We start from the raw sequence: 17438 nt of genomic DNA, 5'->3' as shown, positions 1-17438 counted from the left end.
TGTGACATCAAACCCAAAGGTAGATTTCAAGAAAAATCAATTGTTAAGCGGCGGTAAACCAGCATTCTGCAATACAGCTTCAATTTCCTGCATTAATGCTGAGGCAGCACTTAGACCCAGACGGGTAGGGCAGGTAAACATATTTTCAGCCTGCCGATGAGAATACTGTGTACATTGATTAACCAATAAATGACTTTCCGGTGGTGCCGTTTTAATTAACCATTGCCCGCCAGCCCATGAAACCCAGTTTTCCCATTCAGCAGAAAAGCGGTTTTCTGCCAGCCTTATGTGAAAGCCACGGATATTCATCCACTTATTCGCTACGGGTGCCGGAATATTGTGGTAAATCTGAGCCTGACGCATCAGATGACCGGCGATCCGGATATCATGATTTCCACAGCCTACTGGATCCAGTGTAACTAAAAAACGGCAGCGGATACCATGAGCAGCCAATATCCGGCTCAGATGCGCACCGTTCCAGCCGCCAAGGCTGTGGCCAACAATAAAAACCTGAGTATGCTGGCCAATATTTTGGCATAAACGGATAAACGCCGGATTTAGTCTCAGCGAAGGCACCGAAGCATCATGATAACGTTTAGCCTCACGGTAAAAAATTTCTGTATAACTTAAATAATCACAACGATAATAATGCCGAACAAATACAGATGGCAGCTGCCAACGCGCTTGCAAATACCTAAATAAACGAAAATGAAAGCGCCGTACTAGATGATAGGTAATACGATGAGGCCACGGACTCTTCACAGGCAAATTGACATTACCCCTTAAAAAAGATTCCTTATCAGCTGTACCATCTATAAAGAGTACATAAATTAAAGGACTAGAAGAAGTATCATTTGTGAATATATGGTTTATAATTAAATGTACACAACAAATTAGTTTTCATATACACAATACTTCTCAAGATTTTGGGTTATTGCATAAAATTGAAGATAAGATGTCTAATACATACTCTAAAAATATAATTTAATCCTAATTTAACTGATTTTTCTGTCTAGTTAATTTTATCCATCCCTCTATATATTGCTACATGAAGCAGAAAACTTATATATTTATAGAATTAGTATGAAAACTACAAAAAACTTTAAGTTTAGCTGAGTAACGATTTTTTAATTTTATTAATACGGATACCATCACAAATATTTAAAATGATTAATATGCAGTTTATTAATCCGGCACATAGTTCTAAGGTTTGTACTGAATAAAAAGTACTATCTAACATCTTAAATGAGAGATACTCTAGATATATAGCACAAGGAATAAGGATAAAAACGCCATTCAACGCTATAAATGGCATTCTCTTTCTCTTCTTTAAAACATTAACATTTTTCGATTGCCTAGCCAGTTTGAAACCAATAGCCCCTGTGATAATTAAACATGGAATCAGAACAAACAGACCGCGCCAAACAATCAAAGATTTTACTTTTTGAATTAGAAGAATATTTCCACTTATTTCTGCATAAATGGTACTGACCATAAATAATAAAATTAATATTAAAGATATTAATCCTGTAACTTTATGCAAAATTTTCAATATTTTCATAACTTACCTTAAGGAACTAACCAATATTTAAATTTAGGTGAATATAAACTCGAATTTGAATATTTATTATCAATAATAGTTAATATATTTATTTTTATTTTAAGCAAAATCAAAGTTGATTACTCATTATAGAAATTAAGAGCTAAACAGAACCTTGAGTAAATGTTTAAATTAAGTCAATTAAACAAAATATCAGCTATGCTTCAAGAAATAGACCACTTAATTGCCTATTTTGTTAGCTTAAAATCTTTGACTAAAACTTTAGAACGGCATTATTCGCAATAGCGCATCCTCTGTCGCACTATCTATCACAGAACATTCATAATGATATGAAACTAATACCATCACTCTTACTTATAAAAGCTAAATAGAAATAAATAATGTCAGTTGTGTTAAGAGACAGCTATATCTATGGGTTATGATATTCTCTCTTTCATGATTATCAATGTCGGAAATATTTAATAATAAAATGTTAATGATGCTAATCAAATTATAGTAAATGTTTTCTGATTAACATTTTAGGAAACAGTTTAATTGTTCTTGGCAATAAATTTACATATAATGCGACATTTATAATATTTTTAAACAGATTTATGAAGTTTGCGATATCTGCATGGCGCGCGGTCAGCCCTTTTCACCGTACGTTAGCAGACTGGCAACAGTGGGTTGCTGAGGGGGAGGTAATAAAGAATTTATCTGCTGGAGAGATAGATGTTTCTTTTTTACCAGCCATGAAAAGACGTCGCCTTAGTTCCGCTGCACGCTTGATGTTTGCAGCATCATGGCCTTTGTTACCTGAATATACAGCTTGTCCTGTGGTATTCGTTTCTCATGACGGTGAAATAAACCGTAGCTTTCAATTATGGCAAAGTCTGATAAAACAGGAAGAGTTATCACCAACTTCATTTGCTTTGTCAGTACACAATGCCATCGTCGGTCAGTGGTCGATGCTTCGCGCCGATATGAGTGAATGTACCGCATTGAGTGCGCAATACAATGGACTGGAGCTGGGTGTAACTGAAGCGGTTGGTTTACTGCAAGAAGGTGCACAGCAGGTACTGGTTGTAGTGGTGGATGAACCAATGGCATCAGAATATGAAGTCAATGCGGTACGGGCACCATTTCCTATGGCACTGGGATTGGTTGTTACCCATGGCGATGAAGTCAATCTGGAGTATCGTGCCGAGTATCCTGCCATTACAGATGCAGGTAAGCTCAAATATTACAGCAGCACATTAGAATGGATTGTGCAGCGGATAAATGCACAGTCGGAGCGCTGGCAGTCTGCACCGCAGGGCGTATGGTATTGGCGGATAAACTGATGAATTGGTGTAATTGGTTATGGCGCTGGTGTGCAACAGCAATAGGCTTTTTGTTGTTTGGTATCTTCGGAATAGTGTTTAAAATTCTCCTTTTGCCTTATACCTTACCAAATACTCGGAAAAAAAGTGCTAGTCATTTAAAGGCGCGAAGACTGGTAGGCGGTATCTGGGCCGGGTTTATCCATTACCTGAGATTTACTGGAGTCATATCTGTACGCTATCAAGGGTTTGAACGTCTTGGCAGGCCGGGGCAGCTTATCATGGTAAACCATCCGTCTTTGCTAGATGTGGTGTTTATGCTAGCTAAGGTTCCCAAGCTAAACTGCATCGTTAAAAAGGATTTATTGTCTAATCCTATTATGAAAAGCCCAATTTTAGCCTGTGGATTTCTGCCAAATGATGAATCTTTACAGATTATTGAAGACGCTGATGCAGTATTGAAGGGCGGTCAAAGCCTGCTGATTTTTCCTGAAGGAACGCGTACCGGTTGGGATAATAAAATCTGCTTTAATCGTGGTGCTGTTTCTATCGGATTACGCAGCGCTACAGTAATCACTCCGGTAGTAATTGTGATGAATCCGCCGGCATTAAAAAAAAATCAACCATGGTATCAGATACCGAAACAAAAAATTCAATATGATTTTTATGTTGGCAACGATATTGATCCACAAGATTGGTTGCAAAGCAAACCCTTACCCATAGCGGCCAGACAGCTTAACCAGCAGTTACAGGAATATTTTCAGCAGGAATGTAAAAGAGAAAGTTTTAAATGGAAGATTTAATTATACAAATTAAAGAATTGATTATTGATAGTTTAGGTCTGGAAGATATCACAATAGACGATATCAAAGATGATACTGCTTTATTTGGTGATACTGGACTAGGGCTGGATTCTGTAGATGCTTTGGAACTTGGTCTGGCTATTCAGAAAAAATTTGGCTTGCAAATGGAAAGCGACAGCAGCGAGCTGCGTGAACATTTTTACAGCGTTCATTCATTAGCCAACTATATTCAAAGTAAATGCTTATGACAAATGTTGTATTGAATAGGGGAACTAGCAAATGACTGAACATGAAATCTATGCCATTCTGGCCAAAGCTTTGGAAAATCTTTTTGAAATTGAACCCGAACGAATTAAGCCAGAAGCCGATTTATTCAATGATCTTGAAATTGACAGTATAGATGCAATCGATTTAATTGATTATATCAAGCGACAAACAGGGCATAAATTAATGGCAGAAGATTTTCGCAATGTGCGTACAGTGGCTGATGTCATTCAGGCAGTGATAAACAAGGCAAAACAGTCAGATAATGCCTAGGTTGCAATTTTTCATAAATCTGACACTGGTACTGGTGACATTTCTCTATCCGTTTATTTGGTATTTCGGACAGATATATTTCGGCGTTACAGCAGTTACCATCCTGATGGCATGTATATGGTTGTTACGGGCTTTACTGAGTAAACAAAAATTACAGAAAATTATGTCGTTTGTTCTGGCGTTTATTTTTATGCTTTTATGCTGGATGAATTCAGCTAAATTCATGTACTGGTATCCGGTGATGGTCAGCATACTGCTGTTACTGATATTTGGTGCTAGTTTGTTCAGCAAACAATCAGTAATTGAACGCCTTGCTCGTTTACAGCATCCAGATCTGCCAGAAAGCGGAGTACGGTACACCAGATGTGTAACACAGATATGGTGCGGCTTTTTTATTGTGAATATTTTGATTATTTCCGCATTGATTCTGGGTGCATACTGGCGGGCATGGGCAATCTATACCGGCGTAATTTCTTATATGCTTATGGGAATGTTATTGAGCGGAGAATTCCTATACCGCCGTCTAATATTAAAAATATCCATATGATGATGGCAGAACATTTCTGGGCAGAACGTACCCAAAGTCAGCACTTATTTGCTACTGGTTCAAGCAATCTGAACTGGCAGCAAGCTATGGCACAGGTAGCTGGATTGAGCCGGTATTTATCCTGTAGATCTGTAAAATGTGCAAGTTTGTATTTCGATGACGCAGGCTATTTTGCCATTGCGTTATTGGCCTGTGTCAAGGCTGGTATTGATGTTTGCTTGCTTACTTATTTGTCACATGAAAACTGTTGCTGGCTTAATAAGTCATCGGATATTTTATTAACCGATGTCATGCCCGATAAACTGACTATTCCCACCTTTTTACCATCTGAGTGGTCAACCAATGCGCCTGCTGAGAGTAGCAGATTTGTCGTTCATAATATTAATATCTTGCTGCAAACATCTGGCTCTTCTGGAATAGCCAAAATAATAAAAAAAACATGGGAGGAATTATGGCTTGAGGCACAAACAATAGCTTCCGTTTTGCCGGCATCCGTTCTTCGACTAAAACCAGTTGTTTTAGGTAGTGTTAGTGTACAGCACATGTATGGTTTGAGTTTTCGGATAATGCTAAGCCTGTATCTGGGTCTGCCCATTTACCGGCAGCGTTTAGTCTTTCCAGAAGGACTTTTGGTCAGTAGTGCATCTTTTCAGCGCGTGATTTGGGTTAGCAGCCCTACCTTGCTGCATACCTTACGCTTATCGCATGATATTAAATTGGTTCAGGGACATGTTGCGACAATTATTTCAGCTGGCGGTGCCCTGGCCGAAAAAAGTAAATATTTTTTACAGCAACATATTTGTTCTGATGTTGTGGAAATTTATGGTAGTACAGAAACGGGCGTAATAGCTTATCGCAAGGAACAAGCGCACTGGCAATTTTTTCAGGATGTTATGCATAAAAGTACGGTAGACGGTCTGATTATTCAGTCACCACGGTGTCTGCCGGAGCAGATTCTGGCGGATAAGATAGCTGAGTATGAGGATGGTTTTGAGCTTTTGGGTAGACTTGATCGTATCATCAAATTAGCAGATAAGCGCATATCCTTGCTGCAACTGGAAAACCAGCTGATGCAACATGAATGGATATCTGATGTTCATATTCTAAAACATCCACATGGCAGCCATCTGGTTGCATGGGTAGCTTTGAATCATTCTGGTATTCATGCATGGCGTCAGTATGGACGCAAGCATATCATCAACCAGCTTAGAGAATGTCTGTCTAAAAATCATGAAAGAATTTCAATTCCTCGTTACTGGCGTTTTAGTACGGTTTTACCGCGAAATAGTCAGAGTAAGCTGAATCCGGTTGATGCTGAGCGAGTATGGGCAGAACCGGTTATTAAACCTATAGTGTTGCATCAGCAGGAAATAACGGCTGATGAATACTTGTTTCACCTTCAGATACCACTGGATTTGCTTTATTTTCGCGGTCACTTCGATAATTTTCATCTCGTACCTGGCGTTATTCAGCTTAAATGGTTCATAGAGTTGCTGCAACAATGCGGCTGGTTAAAACAGCATCCATTGCAGATAGAAAATCTGAAATTTCAAAACTTTTTACGGCCTGCTGATACGGTAGAACTGCATTTAAAACGTGATTGTGTACGCCAAAAAATCACCTTTCAGTGCATTATGAATGAAAAAAAAATTTCTTCTGGCCGTATGGTTATTCCTGCAGGTACAAGTGAAACGATATGAAATTGTTAGCATTGATTCCTCATTACAACCATTTACGCACAGTAGGAAAAGTGGCACAGGCTATGCAGGATTCCAACATAGACTGTCTGATTGTGGACGATGGTTCTGATAATGAAATCCGAAAAGAATTGCAACAATTGGTTCGTCCCAGTATCACCGTGATCTACCGTGAGAAAAATGGCGGCAAGGGCGCAGCTGTAAAAGAAGGTATCAATTATGCAGCTTTGCATGATTATACTCATGTATTACAAGTAGATGCAGATGCTCAGCATTGTTTGTCTGATACTTCAAAATTAATAAATGCAGCCATGAAGGAACCGAAATCGGTGATTTGTGGTCGACCGGTTTACGGACCCGGTACACCCAAATCTCGCCTTTATGGCCGTAAGATTACAAATTTCTGGCTAGCAGTCAATACGTTATCGACAGATATAAAAGATGGTATGTGTGGATTTCGTATTTATCCGGTTACACCAACGCTAGATGTTATTCATAGTGAATATGTAGGTAATTACATGGATTTTGATGCCGAGCTGCTTGTACATTTGCACCGGCGCGGGTGTTCCTTTGTCTGGATCGATACACCTGTGACTTATGCTCAGGATGGCATTTCTCATTTTCGCTTCTGGCAGGACAATGTTCTTATTTCTAGAATGCATGCACGTTTGTTTTTCAATATGTTACGAAATGCACCAGTTTTGCTAAGGCGTAAATGGTCAAGGATTCTGCATGGCTAAGAACATCCGCCATTGGGCAAATCAGCAGGAAAGAGGCAGTAGCGGTGCTTTATGGCTGACCCGTTATTTGGTTAAGTACTTTCCGGCTTGGGGACTATCTCCGATAGTTTGTCTGGTGGTTACGTATTTCTATATTACGTCTTCATCTTCCAGACGTAATATTGCCCGCTATCAGCAATTGCTGGCACAAAAATGTGTTTATCTAACACCTGTATTAAGTAAGAAAAGCTCGGTTTTCCGACAGTTTTATGCATTCGCGCAAAATATTGTGGATCGCTTTGCTGTGTGGCAAGGAAAATTTTGTTATGAAAATCTAATCATTCATGACCCAGATAAGCTTGGCCAGGAGATTGACCGGCCAACGGCTGGAAAAAGAGGACAAATATTTGTTTGCTCACATTTAGGCAATACCGAAATCTGTCGTGCATTGGTGAAAAAGCATAAGCATCTGAAGCTAAATGTGCTGATTCATAGCGGCCATTCAGTGAAATTTCATCGGGCATTGCAAGAAGCCGGAGCTTACCGTATCCGCCTGATTCAGGTCACATCGCTGGATGCAAAAATGATGATGGAACTGAATGATCGGGTACAGCGTGGAGAATGGCTGGCTATTGCAGCTGACCGAGTACCGGTTCACGGTGAAAAAATTGTCAATGTCCCTTTTCTAAATCAAATGGCCTGTTGGCCTAAAGGGCCGTGGTTATTAGCCGGATTGCTCAAAGTACCGGTAAATACCCTTTTCTGTTTTAAAGAAAATGGAAGCTACCATTTGTATTTACAGCGGTTTGCCGACAGTATTAATTGGCATCGGCATCAACGGGAACGCACTATAGAGCAGTATGTACAGCAGTATGCTGAGTTACTCACTGCATACTGTATCAAAGCGCCTAGGCAGTGGTTTAATTTTTTTGATTTTTGGAATCAAGATGACAAAGCAGTATAGTCAGTTGCGGTACAGTATGGTAATGGAAGTACCTTTTTTTGATGTTGATTCAATGGATATTGTCTGGCATGGACACTATGTTAAATATCTGGAAATAGCACGTTGTGCTTTTTTAAGTGCCATTGGTTATGATTATAATGTCATGAAGGCCAATGGTTATGGCTGGCCAATTGTGCATTTGCAGTTGAAATATGTGCGTCCAGCAGTTTTCGGGCAGAAAATTCTCATCGATGTCTTATTAAAGGAATATGAAAGCTGTCTAAAATTTGATTATGTTATTAGTGACTGTGCAACAGGTGAAAAACTGACCAAAGCATCTACTATGCAGGTTGCAGTGTGTATGAAAACTCGGGATACACAGTATCAAACCCCAGAAAGCTGGGTTAAGGCGGTCAAGTTAGCAATGCAGAATGGTTTTGCACAGGAAAAAAAATCATGTTAAGAAATTTTTTATTAGTAAGCTGGTTGTGCTTATTAAGTGGACTGGTAAGTGCTTTTGGTTTAACAGATTTACAAGCGCAGCTGCAACAGCCACAAAATATCAAAGGTGATTTTGTTCAGCAGCGATTTTTACGTGGCACCAGTAAGCCCATTGTGACACAGGGCCAGTTTATACTGGTGCCAAAAGCGGGTTTGTTGTGGCAAATGAAAAAACCTTTTACTAATACCATGCGGGTGCGTCAGACGGGAATTGAGCAGCTTAATGCAAATGATCAGTGGATAGCCAGTAGGCAGTCAGCCGCGGCGAAAAAAAATCAAGTGAAACTTTTTTTGGATTTACTTGGCGGTCAAACTAACGGAATTCAGAATCAGTTCAGTACGCGATTAACAGGAACAGCGCAAAACTGGCAATTGCATCTGCAACCTAAAAGCGTATTGATGAAACAGATTTTTACTAGCATTGATATTCAGGGTGACCAAGCAGTTAAGAAAATCATTCTGTCAGAAGTGCAGGGCGATCGCACTGAGATTGCATTCACAGCGCTAAAATTCAATTCAGCTCTAAACAGGTTTGAACAACATGCCATTTTACCGTAAACGTATTTGGACATGGCTGTACCTGCTACTAATATTGTGTGTGGCTATTTCTTTGCTGTGTAGCTGGCTGCAAAAAAATCGTCTGGATACGGACTTAATCAGCCTGCTTCCGTCTAACGGGCAAAACACACAGGCTCAGCAGCTAGCTGCAAAGCGCATGAATCAGCGCATGAATCGCGATATCGTGATTTTACTGAGCAGTGATTCAGCGGATAAAACCATCTCTGCAGCACAGATGTTGCAAAAAAAATGGCAGGCCAGCGGTATTTTTCAAACCGTTACCGGTAAAATTGAACTGGATGTTGAAGCTTTGACGGCCACTATGCAGCGTTTGCAATTGGCTGTTGTATCGGAAAATAGTTGGCGACATATTATCAATGATCCGAAAAGTGCTTTTGCTCAGCAGGCACAAGTGCTTGTTAATCCATTTGCCGAACGCAGTATTTTATCTCCAGATCAAGATTGGCTTGGATTGGGAAATATCATCATGCATCAGGCCAGTCCGGATGGTCCGATATTTTATAACGTTCAAACTGGCTGGTTAAATATTGAAGAAAATGGCAAGACATGGATTTTATTACGGGCGCGTTTGCCAGAAAAGTCTGGTCTGATTAGTGTACCAGATAAACTGCTGCCGTTAGTACAGGCTACACAAGCTTCGATGGCGCAGAAAAATGTACAAATTCTGATGGCTGGTGGTGCGCTCTTTGCAGCAGAAAATAAATCTTCTGGAGAACGAGAAAGCCAGTATATGAGCATACTGGGTATGGGGCTGACATTTCTGTTGTTGCTCATGATTTTTCGCAGTCTGCGTATTCTGTTTTTGGTACTTCCTATGGCTGTAGGTATTTTGTTTGGTGTGGCCGCTACAGTCTCTATATTCGGCAAAATACATATTCTGACCCTTGTTGTGGGAACCAGTTTATTAGGAATATTGCTGGATTTTCCTCTTCACTGGTTAGCTAGTGGCGTGATTCAGCAGCACTGGCAGCGCTGGCAAGCATTACATATTGCCGGCAAAGCTTTTTTATTAAGTCTAGTGATTACCTTACTAGGCTATGCGGCTTTGCTAATTACGCCGTTACCGATATTGCAACAGACAGCTATTTTTTCTGCTGCGGCATTGATTGGTGCATTTTTGTTCAGTTTGTTGTGCTTACCTTTGCTTTTCAGCCGTACTCAAGAAAAGATTCAACCCTGTTTTTTACAGGTAATGCTTTCTTTAGGAAATGCCATTACTAGCTATCGCCTGTTTGTAGTACAGAAAAAATGGCCGTTGTTATTAGGGTTTATTTTGCTGGGTGTGGGTCTGTTAAGTTTGAACACTCAAGATGACATCCGTCAATGGGTAAATTTGTCACCACAATGGCTGAGTCAGGCTCAGAAAGTTGGGGAGTTGACCCAGACTGCGCCTTCAGCTCAGTATTTTGTGATTCAAGCAAACAATGATGATGAGTTGTTGGCTAAAAATCAGGCTTTAGGGCAAGAATTGCAGAAATTAGTTTTACAAAAACAATTATCTGGGTTCCAGTCTCTGGATCAATGGGTTATGCCGACTGCTATTCAAAAGCAACGCAAAAGTGATGTTGAACGTTTGTTGAAAAATTCGGATAACTGGCAGGATTTAGTTTATTTAGGAATCGATGAAAACAATATAAGGAATTATCTGACTAATCTAAAACAATTGCCGGTTCAGTCTATATCTCAAAGCCTGAATAATGATCTGGCCACTGTGTGGCAGGATTTATATCTTGGCAAGATGGAGAATGGAGAGATAGCGTCTATTATTAGTTTGTCTGGAGTCAGACAGACAGCAGCCTTGCAAAAACTTGCAGATAAAAACAACAAGATTTATTTTGTTAATAATCTTCAGGCATTAAATCAATTATTTACTCATACACGCAATCAAGCTATTTTCCTGAAGTTAGCATCCTATGTCTTGGCAATTCTGTTATTAGTTTATGCGTTTGGCTGGCGCAAAGGATTATTGCTATTAGCCGTTCCCGTTTTGTCTTCGCTATCCTGTCTTGCGGTATTTGCTTTTGTGGGCTGGTCTTTGTCTTTGTTTGCGATCTTTGGTTTGTTTTTGGTTACAGCCATCGGTATGGATTATGCCATTTATGTTTCTACAGAGCAGATGGCTGTGGCTGAGCGTTTGGCGGGAGTATTGCTTGCCGCAATAACAACAATGATTTCATTTGCCATTCTGGGTTTCAGTGCGACTCCTGCTATAGCTAGCTTCGGTCGCAGTGTGGCTATAGGGGTGTTTTTTAGCATGATACTGGCTCTGAGTTTATTGCCTAGAGCCAAAAACAAGGGGTAGGTATGAGTCAGTTTGATGTGGTGATTATCGGTGCAGGGCCGGCAGGTGCCATTGCCAGTGCTCTATTAAATAAAAAAGGGTATCGGGTCTGTGTGCTGGAAAAGCAGGTTTTTCCGCGTTTTGTAATTGGAGAAAGCCTGTTGCCGCACTGTATGGAATTCATCGAAGAGGCAGGGATGCTTGAGGCTATAAAAGCAGGTATTTCTGATGGTTTTCAATTTAAAAACGGTGCTGCCTTTAGTTGGGGTAATCGCTATACGACTATCGATTTTACCGATAAGTTTTCACCGGGCCCAGGAACAACCTTTCAGGTAACCCGTGCCCGTTTTGACCATATTCTAATTAGTGAGGCGCAAAAGCAGGGAGTAGAAGTGCGTTTCGAGCATAGTGTTGAATCAATCGAATTTAACCGGCAGGCTGCTGTGCTTTCGGTGTCCGATCCACAAGATAAAGCTTACCAGATTGAGGCACAATTTGTACTGGATGCCAGTGGCTATGGTCGGGTCTTAGCGAAACTATTAAATCTCGAGTATCCCTCTTCGTTACCAGAGCGTATGGCTTATTTTACTCATATTGATGACAATGTGACTGACCCCACATTTGATCGCAATAAAATTCTGATATGTACTCATCCTGTTTTGCGTGATGTATGGATATGGTTTATTCCCTTTAGCAATAATCGCACATCGGTTGGTGTGGTAGGTCAACCGGAGTGCTTGAATAATTATGGTTGTGAGGGGGCAAAGGCAATTCTTAAGAAGTTTGTTAGTGAAGTACCAATGCTTAAACGTATTCTGAGTAATGCTCAATGGGATAATGAAGTCCCTTTTCGAACTCTGCGCAATTATTCTGCAAATGTTAAAAGTTTGTATGGTGAGCACTTTGCCTTGCTGGGCAATGCCTCTGAGTTTCTCGATCCAGTCTTTTCATCTGGGGTAACCATTGCCATGCATTCAGCCAAGTTAGCGGCGGATGTATTGCACCGACAATTTTCGGGTGAGGCGGTGAATTGGCAGCAGGAATATGCCGATAAATTACAAGTAGGTATCAATGCATTTAAAACCTATGTTAATGGCTGGTATAGTACAAAATTTCAGGATGTCATCTATGCAGAGCACAATAATCCTGAAATCAGGCGCATGATTAGTTCTATTCTTGCAGGATATGCATGGGATGAAAATAATCCTTTTGTCACTAATTCAGAACGTCGGCTGGATGTACTGGCTGAAATATGCGGTCCTGCTAAATCATGCTGAAGAATATTTTTATTTGCGTGTTGCTTATGGTGGTTCTGAATGCCTGCCACAGTGTACCGGTAATTAATGTACTCCCCGAATTAAAACACACGCTAAGTATGCAAATTATTGATGTAAATGGAAATAACAGTCTGCTGTTAATTGAGCCGTTGGGAAGACAGCAATGGCGTTTTGTACAGGTGGATAGTCTGGGGGCGCCGATTTCAAGACAGATATTGCAAAATGGTAAATGGCGTAATGATGGTTTTATGCCACCAAACCCCGGCGCCCGACAATTATTTTCTGTGGTCTATGCCTATCTTGGACAGCAGCATCACTGGCCGGTACCCTCTGTATTGAATGATGTCAAGATTGTTACCGGTAAAGGGGATACTGTTGCAGATATCAGTTGGAAGAACCAGCATTGGCAAATCAGAGAGTTAGCTGATGAATAGGCCGGTTTTTCTAAGTCAGCCGGCAATGGTCAGTTCGCTGGGATGCGGGGTGCATGAACATATCATAGCTTTGCTGGGTAAAAAAGATAATTATTTGACACCAAGTGATAGTTGGGTAAATGGACAATCTTATCTATTTGGTGCCTTTAGTTCCCCGTTAAGACCTTTTCCGACTGATTTGAGTTCAGATTTTCGCAGTCGGAATAATCAGTTGTTGTGGCATGCACTGTTTCAAATTGAGGATAAGATACAGGCTGCAATAGCAGAATATGGAGCTGATCGAGTAGCGGTTGTTCTAGGTACATCCACCACAGGCGGAGATGAAAACCGTTCTGCGATGGAGTATGGATTTATCAGACAAGACTGGCTGAACAGTGGTTATAAACAGAGCTTGCAGTTGATGTCTTCTCCCGCAGATTTTGTTGCACATATCTATCAGTTACGCAATGTTCATTATGGTATTTCAACAGCTTGTACATCTGGAGCAAGAGCCTTAATTAGTGCCGCACGATTGTTGCGTATGGGATTATGTGATGCCGTAATTTGTGGCGGTGTAGATACTTTGTCGGCACTGACCATTAATGGTTTCCATGCTTTACAGGTTTTATCCTCAGGACAATGTCAGCCATTTACTGCTGAGCGTGATGGCATCAATATTGGAGAAGGTGCTGCTGTTTTTATTATGACACTTGATGCAGACAAAGGTTTGCCATTACTCGGTTATGGTTCTTGTAGTGATGCCTATCATATGTCGAGCCCGAGACCGGATGCCGCAGGTGCCAGAAAAGTAATACAACAGGCTTTAGAAAAAGCACAATTAAAAGCCGGTTCTATTGGATGGGTTAATCTGCATGGTACTGGAACCATCCATAATGATGCTATGGAGGCACTGGCAATTCATCACGAACTGGGTGCTGAAGTATCCTGTGCATCAACTAAAGCTTTAACTGGCCATACGCTGGGTGCAGCTGGAGCGCTGGAAGCAGCATTCTTGTGGACGATAATCAGCCGTCAAACCAATAAGGCTGGTTTATTACCACCGCATCGGGCAAAGACAAAAATTGATCCTGCGCTGGCTCCTATTCATCTGACCCATTATTCAGAAACGTTCGATATTGAAAGTCCGCGCATTGCTATAAGCACTTCATTTGCGTTTGGTGGCAATAATACTGCTTTGATTATAGGGAGTAATAATGCAAACCCCGATTTATGAAGTGGCTTCTCTGCTGCCTCATAGTGGCAAAATGGTGTTATTGGATGAAATAGTATCCTATGATGCTCATAGTCTGACAGCATATGCTTGTGTAAAACCAGAACAGATACTGGTATCTGAAGGTTGCTTACCTTCGTGGGCGGCCATGGAGATCATGGCACAAGGAGTGGCTGCTTGGGCTGGAGTATTATCACGTGATGCTGGTGAACCGGTGCGGTTAGGTTTTTTGCTCGGAACCAGAAAGCTACAGCTTTATTTTTCTGCGTTGCCCGTTCCAGCAATATTGCAGATAAAAATACAGGCATCTTTGCAGGATGCAAATGGTTTTGGTGTTTTTGACAGCCAGCTTTGGTTGTGTGAGGAAAATCGAAAGCCAACAATGTTATTGGCTGAAGCGGCACTGAACGTTTACAGCCCTACTGAAAACATAATAACGCATGATGATGAATAACGATAAAACTATTTTGGTGACTGGTTCCGCACGCGGTATCGGCAAAGGCATTGCCCTCACATTAGCTCAGGCAGGTTGGGATATAGTACTTCACTGTCGCAAAAGGCGTGATTCTGCTGAATCCGTAGCAGCTGAAATAGCTGCACTTGGCGGTCGCAGCCGTATCCTCACTTTTGATATCAGTGAGCGAGAGGCATGCAAGGAAATATTGCAGGCTGACATAGAAGAGCATGGTGCATATTATGGCGTGGTTTTGAATGCAGGAATCACCCGTGATAATGCTTTTCCAGCTCTAAGTAATGAAGATTGGGATCAGGTGCTGAATACTAATTTGGATGGATTCTTTAATGTACTGCATCCAGTGATGATGCCGATGATACGCAGGCGTAAAGCTGGACGTATTGTTTGTGTGGCTTCAGTTTCGGGTATTACCGGTAACCGTGGGCAGGTAAATTATAGCGCATCTAAAGCGGGTCTCATCGGTGCAGCCAAAGCATTGGCCGTAGAACTGGCGAAACGAAAGATTACCGTTAATTGCGTGGCTCCCGGCTTGATTGAAACCGAAATGATTGATGAGCATGTACCTGTTGATGAGATTGTTAAAGCCATTCCGATGCAACGTATGGGACAGGTAGAAGAAGTTGCGCATGCGGTAGCTTTTCTAGTTTCCGAACAGGCCGGATACATCACACGGCAAGTATTGTCTGTAAACGGAGGATTATGTTGAGACGTGTTGTCATTACAGGTATGGGGGGAGTCAGCGCTCTAGGTAATAACTGGCCAGCAATAAAAGCTGGATTGCTTGCCTATAAAAATAAAGTAGTCCATATGGACAACTGGGAGCGTTATAAAGATTTGAATACCCGACTAGCAGCTCCGATTTTGAACTATCAACCGCCGGTACATTGGACGCGCAAGCAGCTACGTAGCATGGGTAAAGTCGCGCAGATGTGCACTCAGGCAGCAGAAGATGCACTTGCTGAAGCCGGACTGCTTGGTGATGAATCCATTAAAGATGGGCGCATGGGTGTAGCCTGTGGCTCTTCTACAGGTAGTCCACAGGACATAAGGGATATCAGTGAACTGGTTCTCAATGGCAGTTCGGCAAATTTTAACGCCAACACTTATGTGCGCATCATGCCGCATACCACTGCTGCTAATTTGTCTATTTTCTTTGGTCTAACCGGACGGGTGATTCCAACTTCCAGCGCGTGTGCTTCCGGTAATCAGGCAATTGGTTATGCCTATGAAGCCATTAAATATGGCAAGATTGACATGATGTTAGCCGGAGGAGGGGAAGAATTATGTGTTTCTGAAGCTTTTGTATTTGATTCACTTTTTGCCACCAGTTTGCGCAATGAGACTCCTGAATTGTCACCATGTCCTTATGATGCCAGCCGAGACGGACTGGTGATCGGTGAAGGAGCCGGTATTCTTGTTCTGGAAGAATATGAAATGGCTAAAGCACGCGGTGCTAAAATTTATGCTGAAATAGTCGGATTTGGCTGTACCAGTGATGGTTCACACATTACTCGTCCTGAACGTATGACCATGCGTCGTTGTATGGAGATGGCACTAGAAGATGCGCAATTGGACGCAGCTGAAGTTGGTTATGTAAATGGACATGGTACAGCTACGGAGCAAGGCGATATTGCCGAAACACTTGCCACTCAAGATGTTTTCGGACAAGTGCCCATTAGTTCTCAAAAAAGCTATCTGGGACATACGCTGGGTGCATGCGGAGCATTGGAATCTTGGTTTTCGGTTCAGATGATGAATGAAGGTTGGTTTGCGCCCACACTGAATCTAAATCAAGTGGATAGTCGCTGTGGCGACCTGGACTATATTGTAAACACTGCGCGTACGATCCATACCGAATTTGTAATGAATAATAACTTTGCTTTTGGCGGGGTGAATTCGTCTCTAGTATTCAGACGTCTGGATTAATTGGCCACTGATGCCAGTTAAATTGACAGTTTTGCCAGTGGCCGAAGGCAGAAGTACAGCACTGTGGGGATATAGAGAAGGAAGAGGGGTAAATAACGCTGATATGCCAGTTTTTATCAATCACGCAGCTATAGGCTTTCACAGGAGGATTGTGTGCCGGTATATGTATAGCATTATAACCTTGTGGTACCAAGCACCAGCGGTGCATGTCAGCCAATTGTCCACGGCTGACTTTGATGAAAGCTTCTTTGAGTGTCCATAACTGATAAAAAGCCGTGCTTAAATCGGCCTGTTGTACCAGCCACGCTTGTTCATTTTCTGTACAGAAAAATTGTGCCAGTTCAAGAAAATTGCGCTTTTGAGCGTATTCAATGTCAATTCCGATTGCATCTAGAGTAGTTGAAGTGGCAATCAAACCAGCATGGCCTTTTTTATGGGTCAGTGAATAAATGCTGTATGGATCAGCAAGCTGTTGTTTTAAAAAACGGCTCGATTGCCAGTCTGTACGCTGTTCTAATTCAGGATGTTGATGCAAACGCTTTCTGTCTGTGTTGTCCAGTTTCTGATTGCTATAAAGCCCGCATACATCAGCAGAGGCAAGCAGAATCACGCAGTCTATGTTCATCATGTAGTATTTTTTAACAATT

20 protein-coding genes are annotated in these 17438 nt (G+C 41.5%); 17 read left to right on the top strand and 3 right to left on the bottom strand.

What is annotated here, in order from left to right; all coding sequences use genetic code 11:
• Positions 1-36 precede the first annotated feature (36 nt).
• Together J3U64_RS03530 and J3U64_RS03525 are read right to left on the bottom strand one after the other, a co-directional pair.
• Complete coding sequence (locus J3U64_RS03530) at positions 37-762, bottom strand: hypothetical protein (RefSeq protein WP_267408295.1); 726 nt, start codon at positions 760-762, stop codon at positions 37-39.
• 346 nt (positions 763-1108) lie between these two features.
• The gene (locus J3U64_RS03525; RefSeq protein ID WP_267408294.1) at positions 1109-1561 is read right to left on the bottom strand and encodes a hypothetical protein; all 453 of its coding nucleotides are present in this window, start codon (positions 1559-1561) and stop codon (positions 1109-1111) included.
• 593 nt (positions 1562-2154) lie between these two features.
• On the opposite strand from J3U64_RS03525, the gene J3U64_RS03520 reads away from it, so the two are divergent.
• The 17 genes from J3U64_RS03520 to J3U64_RS03440 are packed head-to-tail and all read left to right on the top strand — an operon-like array spanning position 2155 to position 16791.
• Complete coding sequence (locus tag J3U64_RS03520) at positions 2155-2883, top strand: beta-ketoacyl synthase chain length factor (RefSeq protein ID WP_267408293.1); 729 nt, start codon at positions 2155-2157, stop codon at positions 2881-2883.
• Positions 2883-3665 carry a lysophospholipid acyltransferase family protein gene (locus tag J3U64_RS03515; RefSeq protein ID WP_267408292.1) on the top strand — a complete coding sequence of 261 codons (783 nt, stop codon included), beginning with the start codon at positions 2883-2885 and terminating at the stop codon, positions 3663-3665. The genes J3U64_RS03520 and J3U64_RS03515 overlap by 1 nt, the downstream gene beginning before the upstream one ends.
• Entirely contained in the window at positions 3653-3913 is a 261-nt protein-coding gene (locus J3U64_RS03510) for a phosphopantetheine-binding protein (protein WP_100139688.1), read from the top strand. The genes J3U64_RS03515 and J3U64_RS03510 overlap by 13 nt, the downstream gene beginning before the upstream one ends.
• A gap of 31 nt (positions 3914-3944) precedes the next feature.
• Positions 3945-4202: an acyl carrier protein gene (locus J3U64_RS03505; protein ID WP_100139689.1), complete on the top strand. Its 258-nt coding sequence runs from the start codon at positions 3945-3947 to the stop codon at positions 4200-4202.
• Positions 4195-4749 (top strand): hypothetical protein, encoded by a 555-nt coding sequence (locus tag J3U64_RS03500; protein WP_267408291.1) that lies wholly within the window; start codon positions 4195-4197, stop codon positions 4747-4749. Before J3U64_RS03505 ends, J3U64_RS03500 begins: the two co-directional genes overlap by 8 nt.
• Positions 4746-6449 carry an AMP-binding protein gene (locus J3U64_RS03495; RefSeq protein WP_267408290.1) on the top strand — a complete coding sequence of 568 codons (1704 nt, stop codon included), beginning with the start codon at positions 4746-4748 and terminating at the stop codon, positions 6447-6449. Before J3U64_RS03500 ends, J3U64_RS03495 begins: the two co-directional genes overlap by 4 nt.
• A complete protein-coding gene (locus J3U64_RS03490) occupies positions 6446-7186 on the top strand; it encodes a glycosyltransferase family 2 protein (RefSeq protein ID WP_267408289.1) in 741 nt (246 codons plus the stop codon). The genes J3U64_RS03495 and J3U64_RS03490 overlap by 4 nt, the downstream gene beginning before the upstream one ends.
• Positions 7179-8129 carry a glycosyl transferase family 2 gene (locus J3U64_RS03485; protein ID WP_267408288.1) on the top strand — a complete coding sequence of 317 codons (951 nt, stop codon included), beginning with the start codon at positions 7179-7181 and terminating at the stop codon, positions 8127-8129. Before J3U64_RS03490 ends, J3U64_RS03485 begins: the two co-directional genes overlap by 8 nt.
• Positions 8113-8571, top strand: coding sequence for an acyl-CoA thioesterase (locus J3U64_RS03480; protein WP_267408287.1), 459 nt, complete (start codon positions 8113-8115; stop codon positions 8569-8571). Before J3U64_RS03485 ends, J3U64_RS03480 begins: the two co-directional genes overlap by 17 nt.
• On the top strand, positions 8565-9167 hold the full coding sequence (locus J3U64_RS03475) for a LolA family protein (protein ID WP_267408286.1): 603 nt from the start codon (positions 8565-8567) through the stop codon (positions 9165-9167). The genes J3U64_RS03480 and J3U64_RS03475 overlap by 7 nt, the downstream gene beginning before the upstream one ends.
• On the top strand, positions 9151-11490 hold the full coding sequence (locus tag J3U64_RS03470) for an MMPL family transporter (protein WP_267408285.1): 2340 nt from the start codon (positions 9151-9153) through the stop codon (positions 11488-11490). Before J3U64_RS03475 ends, J3U64_RS03470 begins: the two co-directional genes overlap by 17 nt.
• A gap of 2 nt (positions 11491-11492) precedes the next feature.
• Complete coding sequence (locus J3U64_RS03465) at positions 11493-12746, top strand: NAD(P)/FAD-dependent oxidoreductase (RefSeq protein ID WP_100139696.1); 1254 nt, start codon at positions 11493-11495, stop codon at positions 12744-12746.
• Positions 12740-13180 (top strand): hypothetical protein, encoded by a 441-nt coding sequence (locus tag J3U64_RS03460; protein WP_267391413.1) that lies wholly within the window; start codon positions 12740-12742, stop codon positions 13178-13180. The genes J3U64_RS03465 and J3U64_RS03460 overlap by 7 nt, the downstream gene beginning before the upstream one ends.
• Positions 13173-14393: a beta-ketoacyl-ACP synthase gene (locus J3U64_RS03455; RefSeq protein ID WP_267408284.1), complete on the top strand. Its 1221-nt coding sequence runs from the start codon at positions 13173-13175 to the stop codon at positions 14391-14393. The genes J3U64_RS03460 and J3U64_RS03455 overlap by 8 nt, the downstream gene beginning before the upstream one ends.
• A complete protein-coding gene (locus J3U64_RS03450) occupies positions 14374-14844 on the top strand; it encodes a thioester dehydrase (RefSeq protein ID WP_267391409.1) in 471 nt (156 codons plus the stop codon). Before J3U64_RS03455 ends, J3U64_RS03450 begins: the two co-directional genes overlap by 20 nt.
• Positions 14837-15571, top strand: a complete 735-nt coding sequence (gene fabG, locus J3U64_RS03445; RefSeq protein WP_267391408.1) for a 3-oxoacyl-ACP reductase FabG — start codon at positions 14837-14839, stop codon at positions 15569-15571. Before J3U64_RS03450 ends, fabG begins: the two co-directional genes overlap by 8 nt.
• The gene (locus J3U64_RS03440) at positions 15565-16791 is read left to right on the top strand and encodes a beta-ketoacyl-ACP synthase (RefSeq protein ID WP_267408283.1); all 1227 of its coding nucleotides are present in this window, start codon (positions 15565-15567) and stop codon (positions 16789-16791) included. The genes fabG and J3U64_RS03440 overlap by 7 nt, the downstream gene beginning before the upstream one ends.
• On the opposite strand, the gene J3U64_RS03435 is transcribed toward J3U64_RS03440, so the two are convergent.
• Positions 16775-17419 carry a 4'-phosphopantetheinyl transferase family protein gene (locus J3U64_RS03435; RefSeq protein WP_267408282.1) on the bottom strand — a complete coding sequence of 215 codons (645 nt, stop codon included), beginning with the start codon at positions 17417-17419 and terminating at the stop codon, positions 16775-16777. The two genes, J3U64_RS03440 and J3U64_RS03435, sit on opposite strands and share 17 nt — an antisense overlap.
• Between the last annotated feature and the right edge of the window lie 19 nt (positions 17420-17438).

Source organism: Snodgrassella sp. B3800 (assembly GCF_026535865.1).
GTDB classification, from domain to species: Bacteria; Pseudomonadota; Gammaproteobacteria; order Burkholderiales; family Neisseriaceae; genus Snodgrassella; species Snodgrassella alvi_E.
Note: the sequence above shows the minus strand (reverse complement) of the source record. Positions and strands in the feature narration are given on the sequence as shown.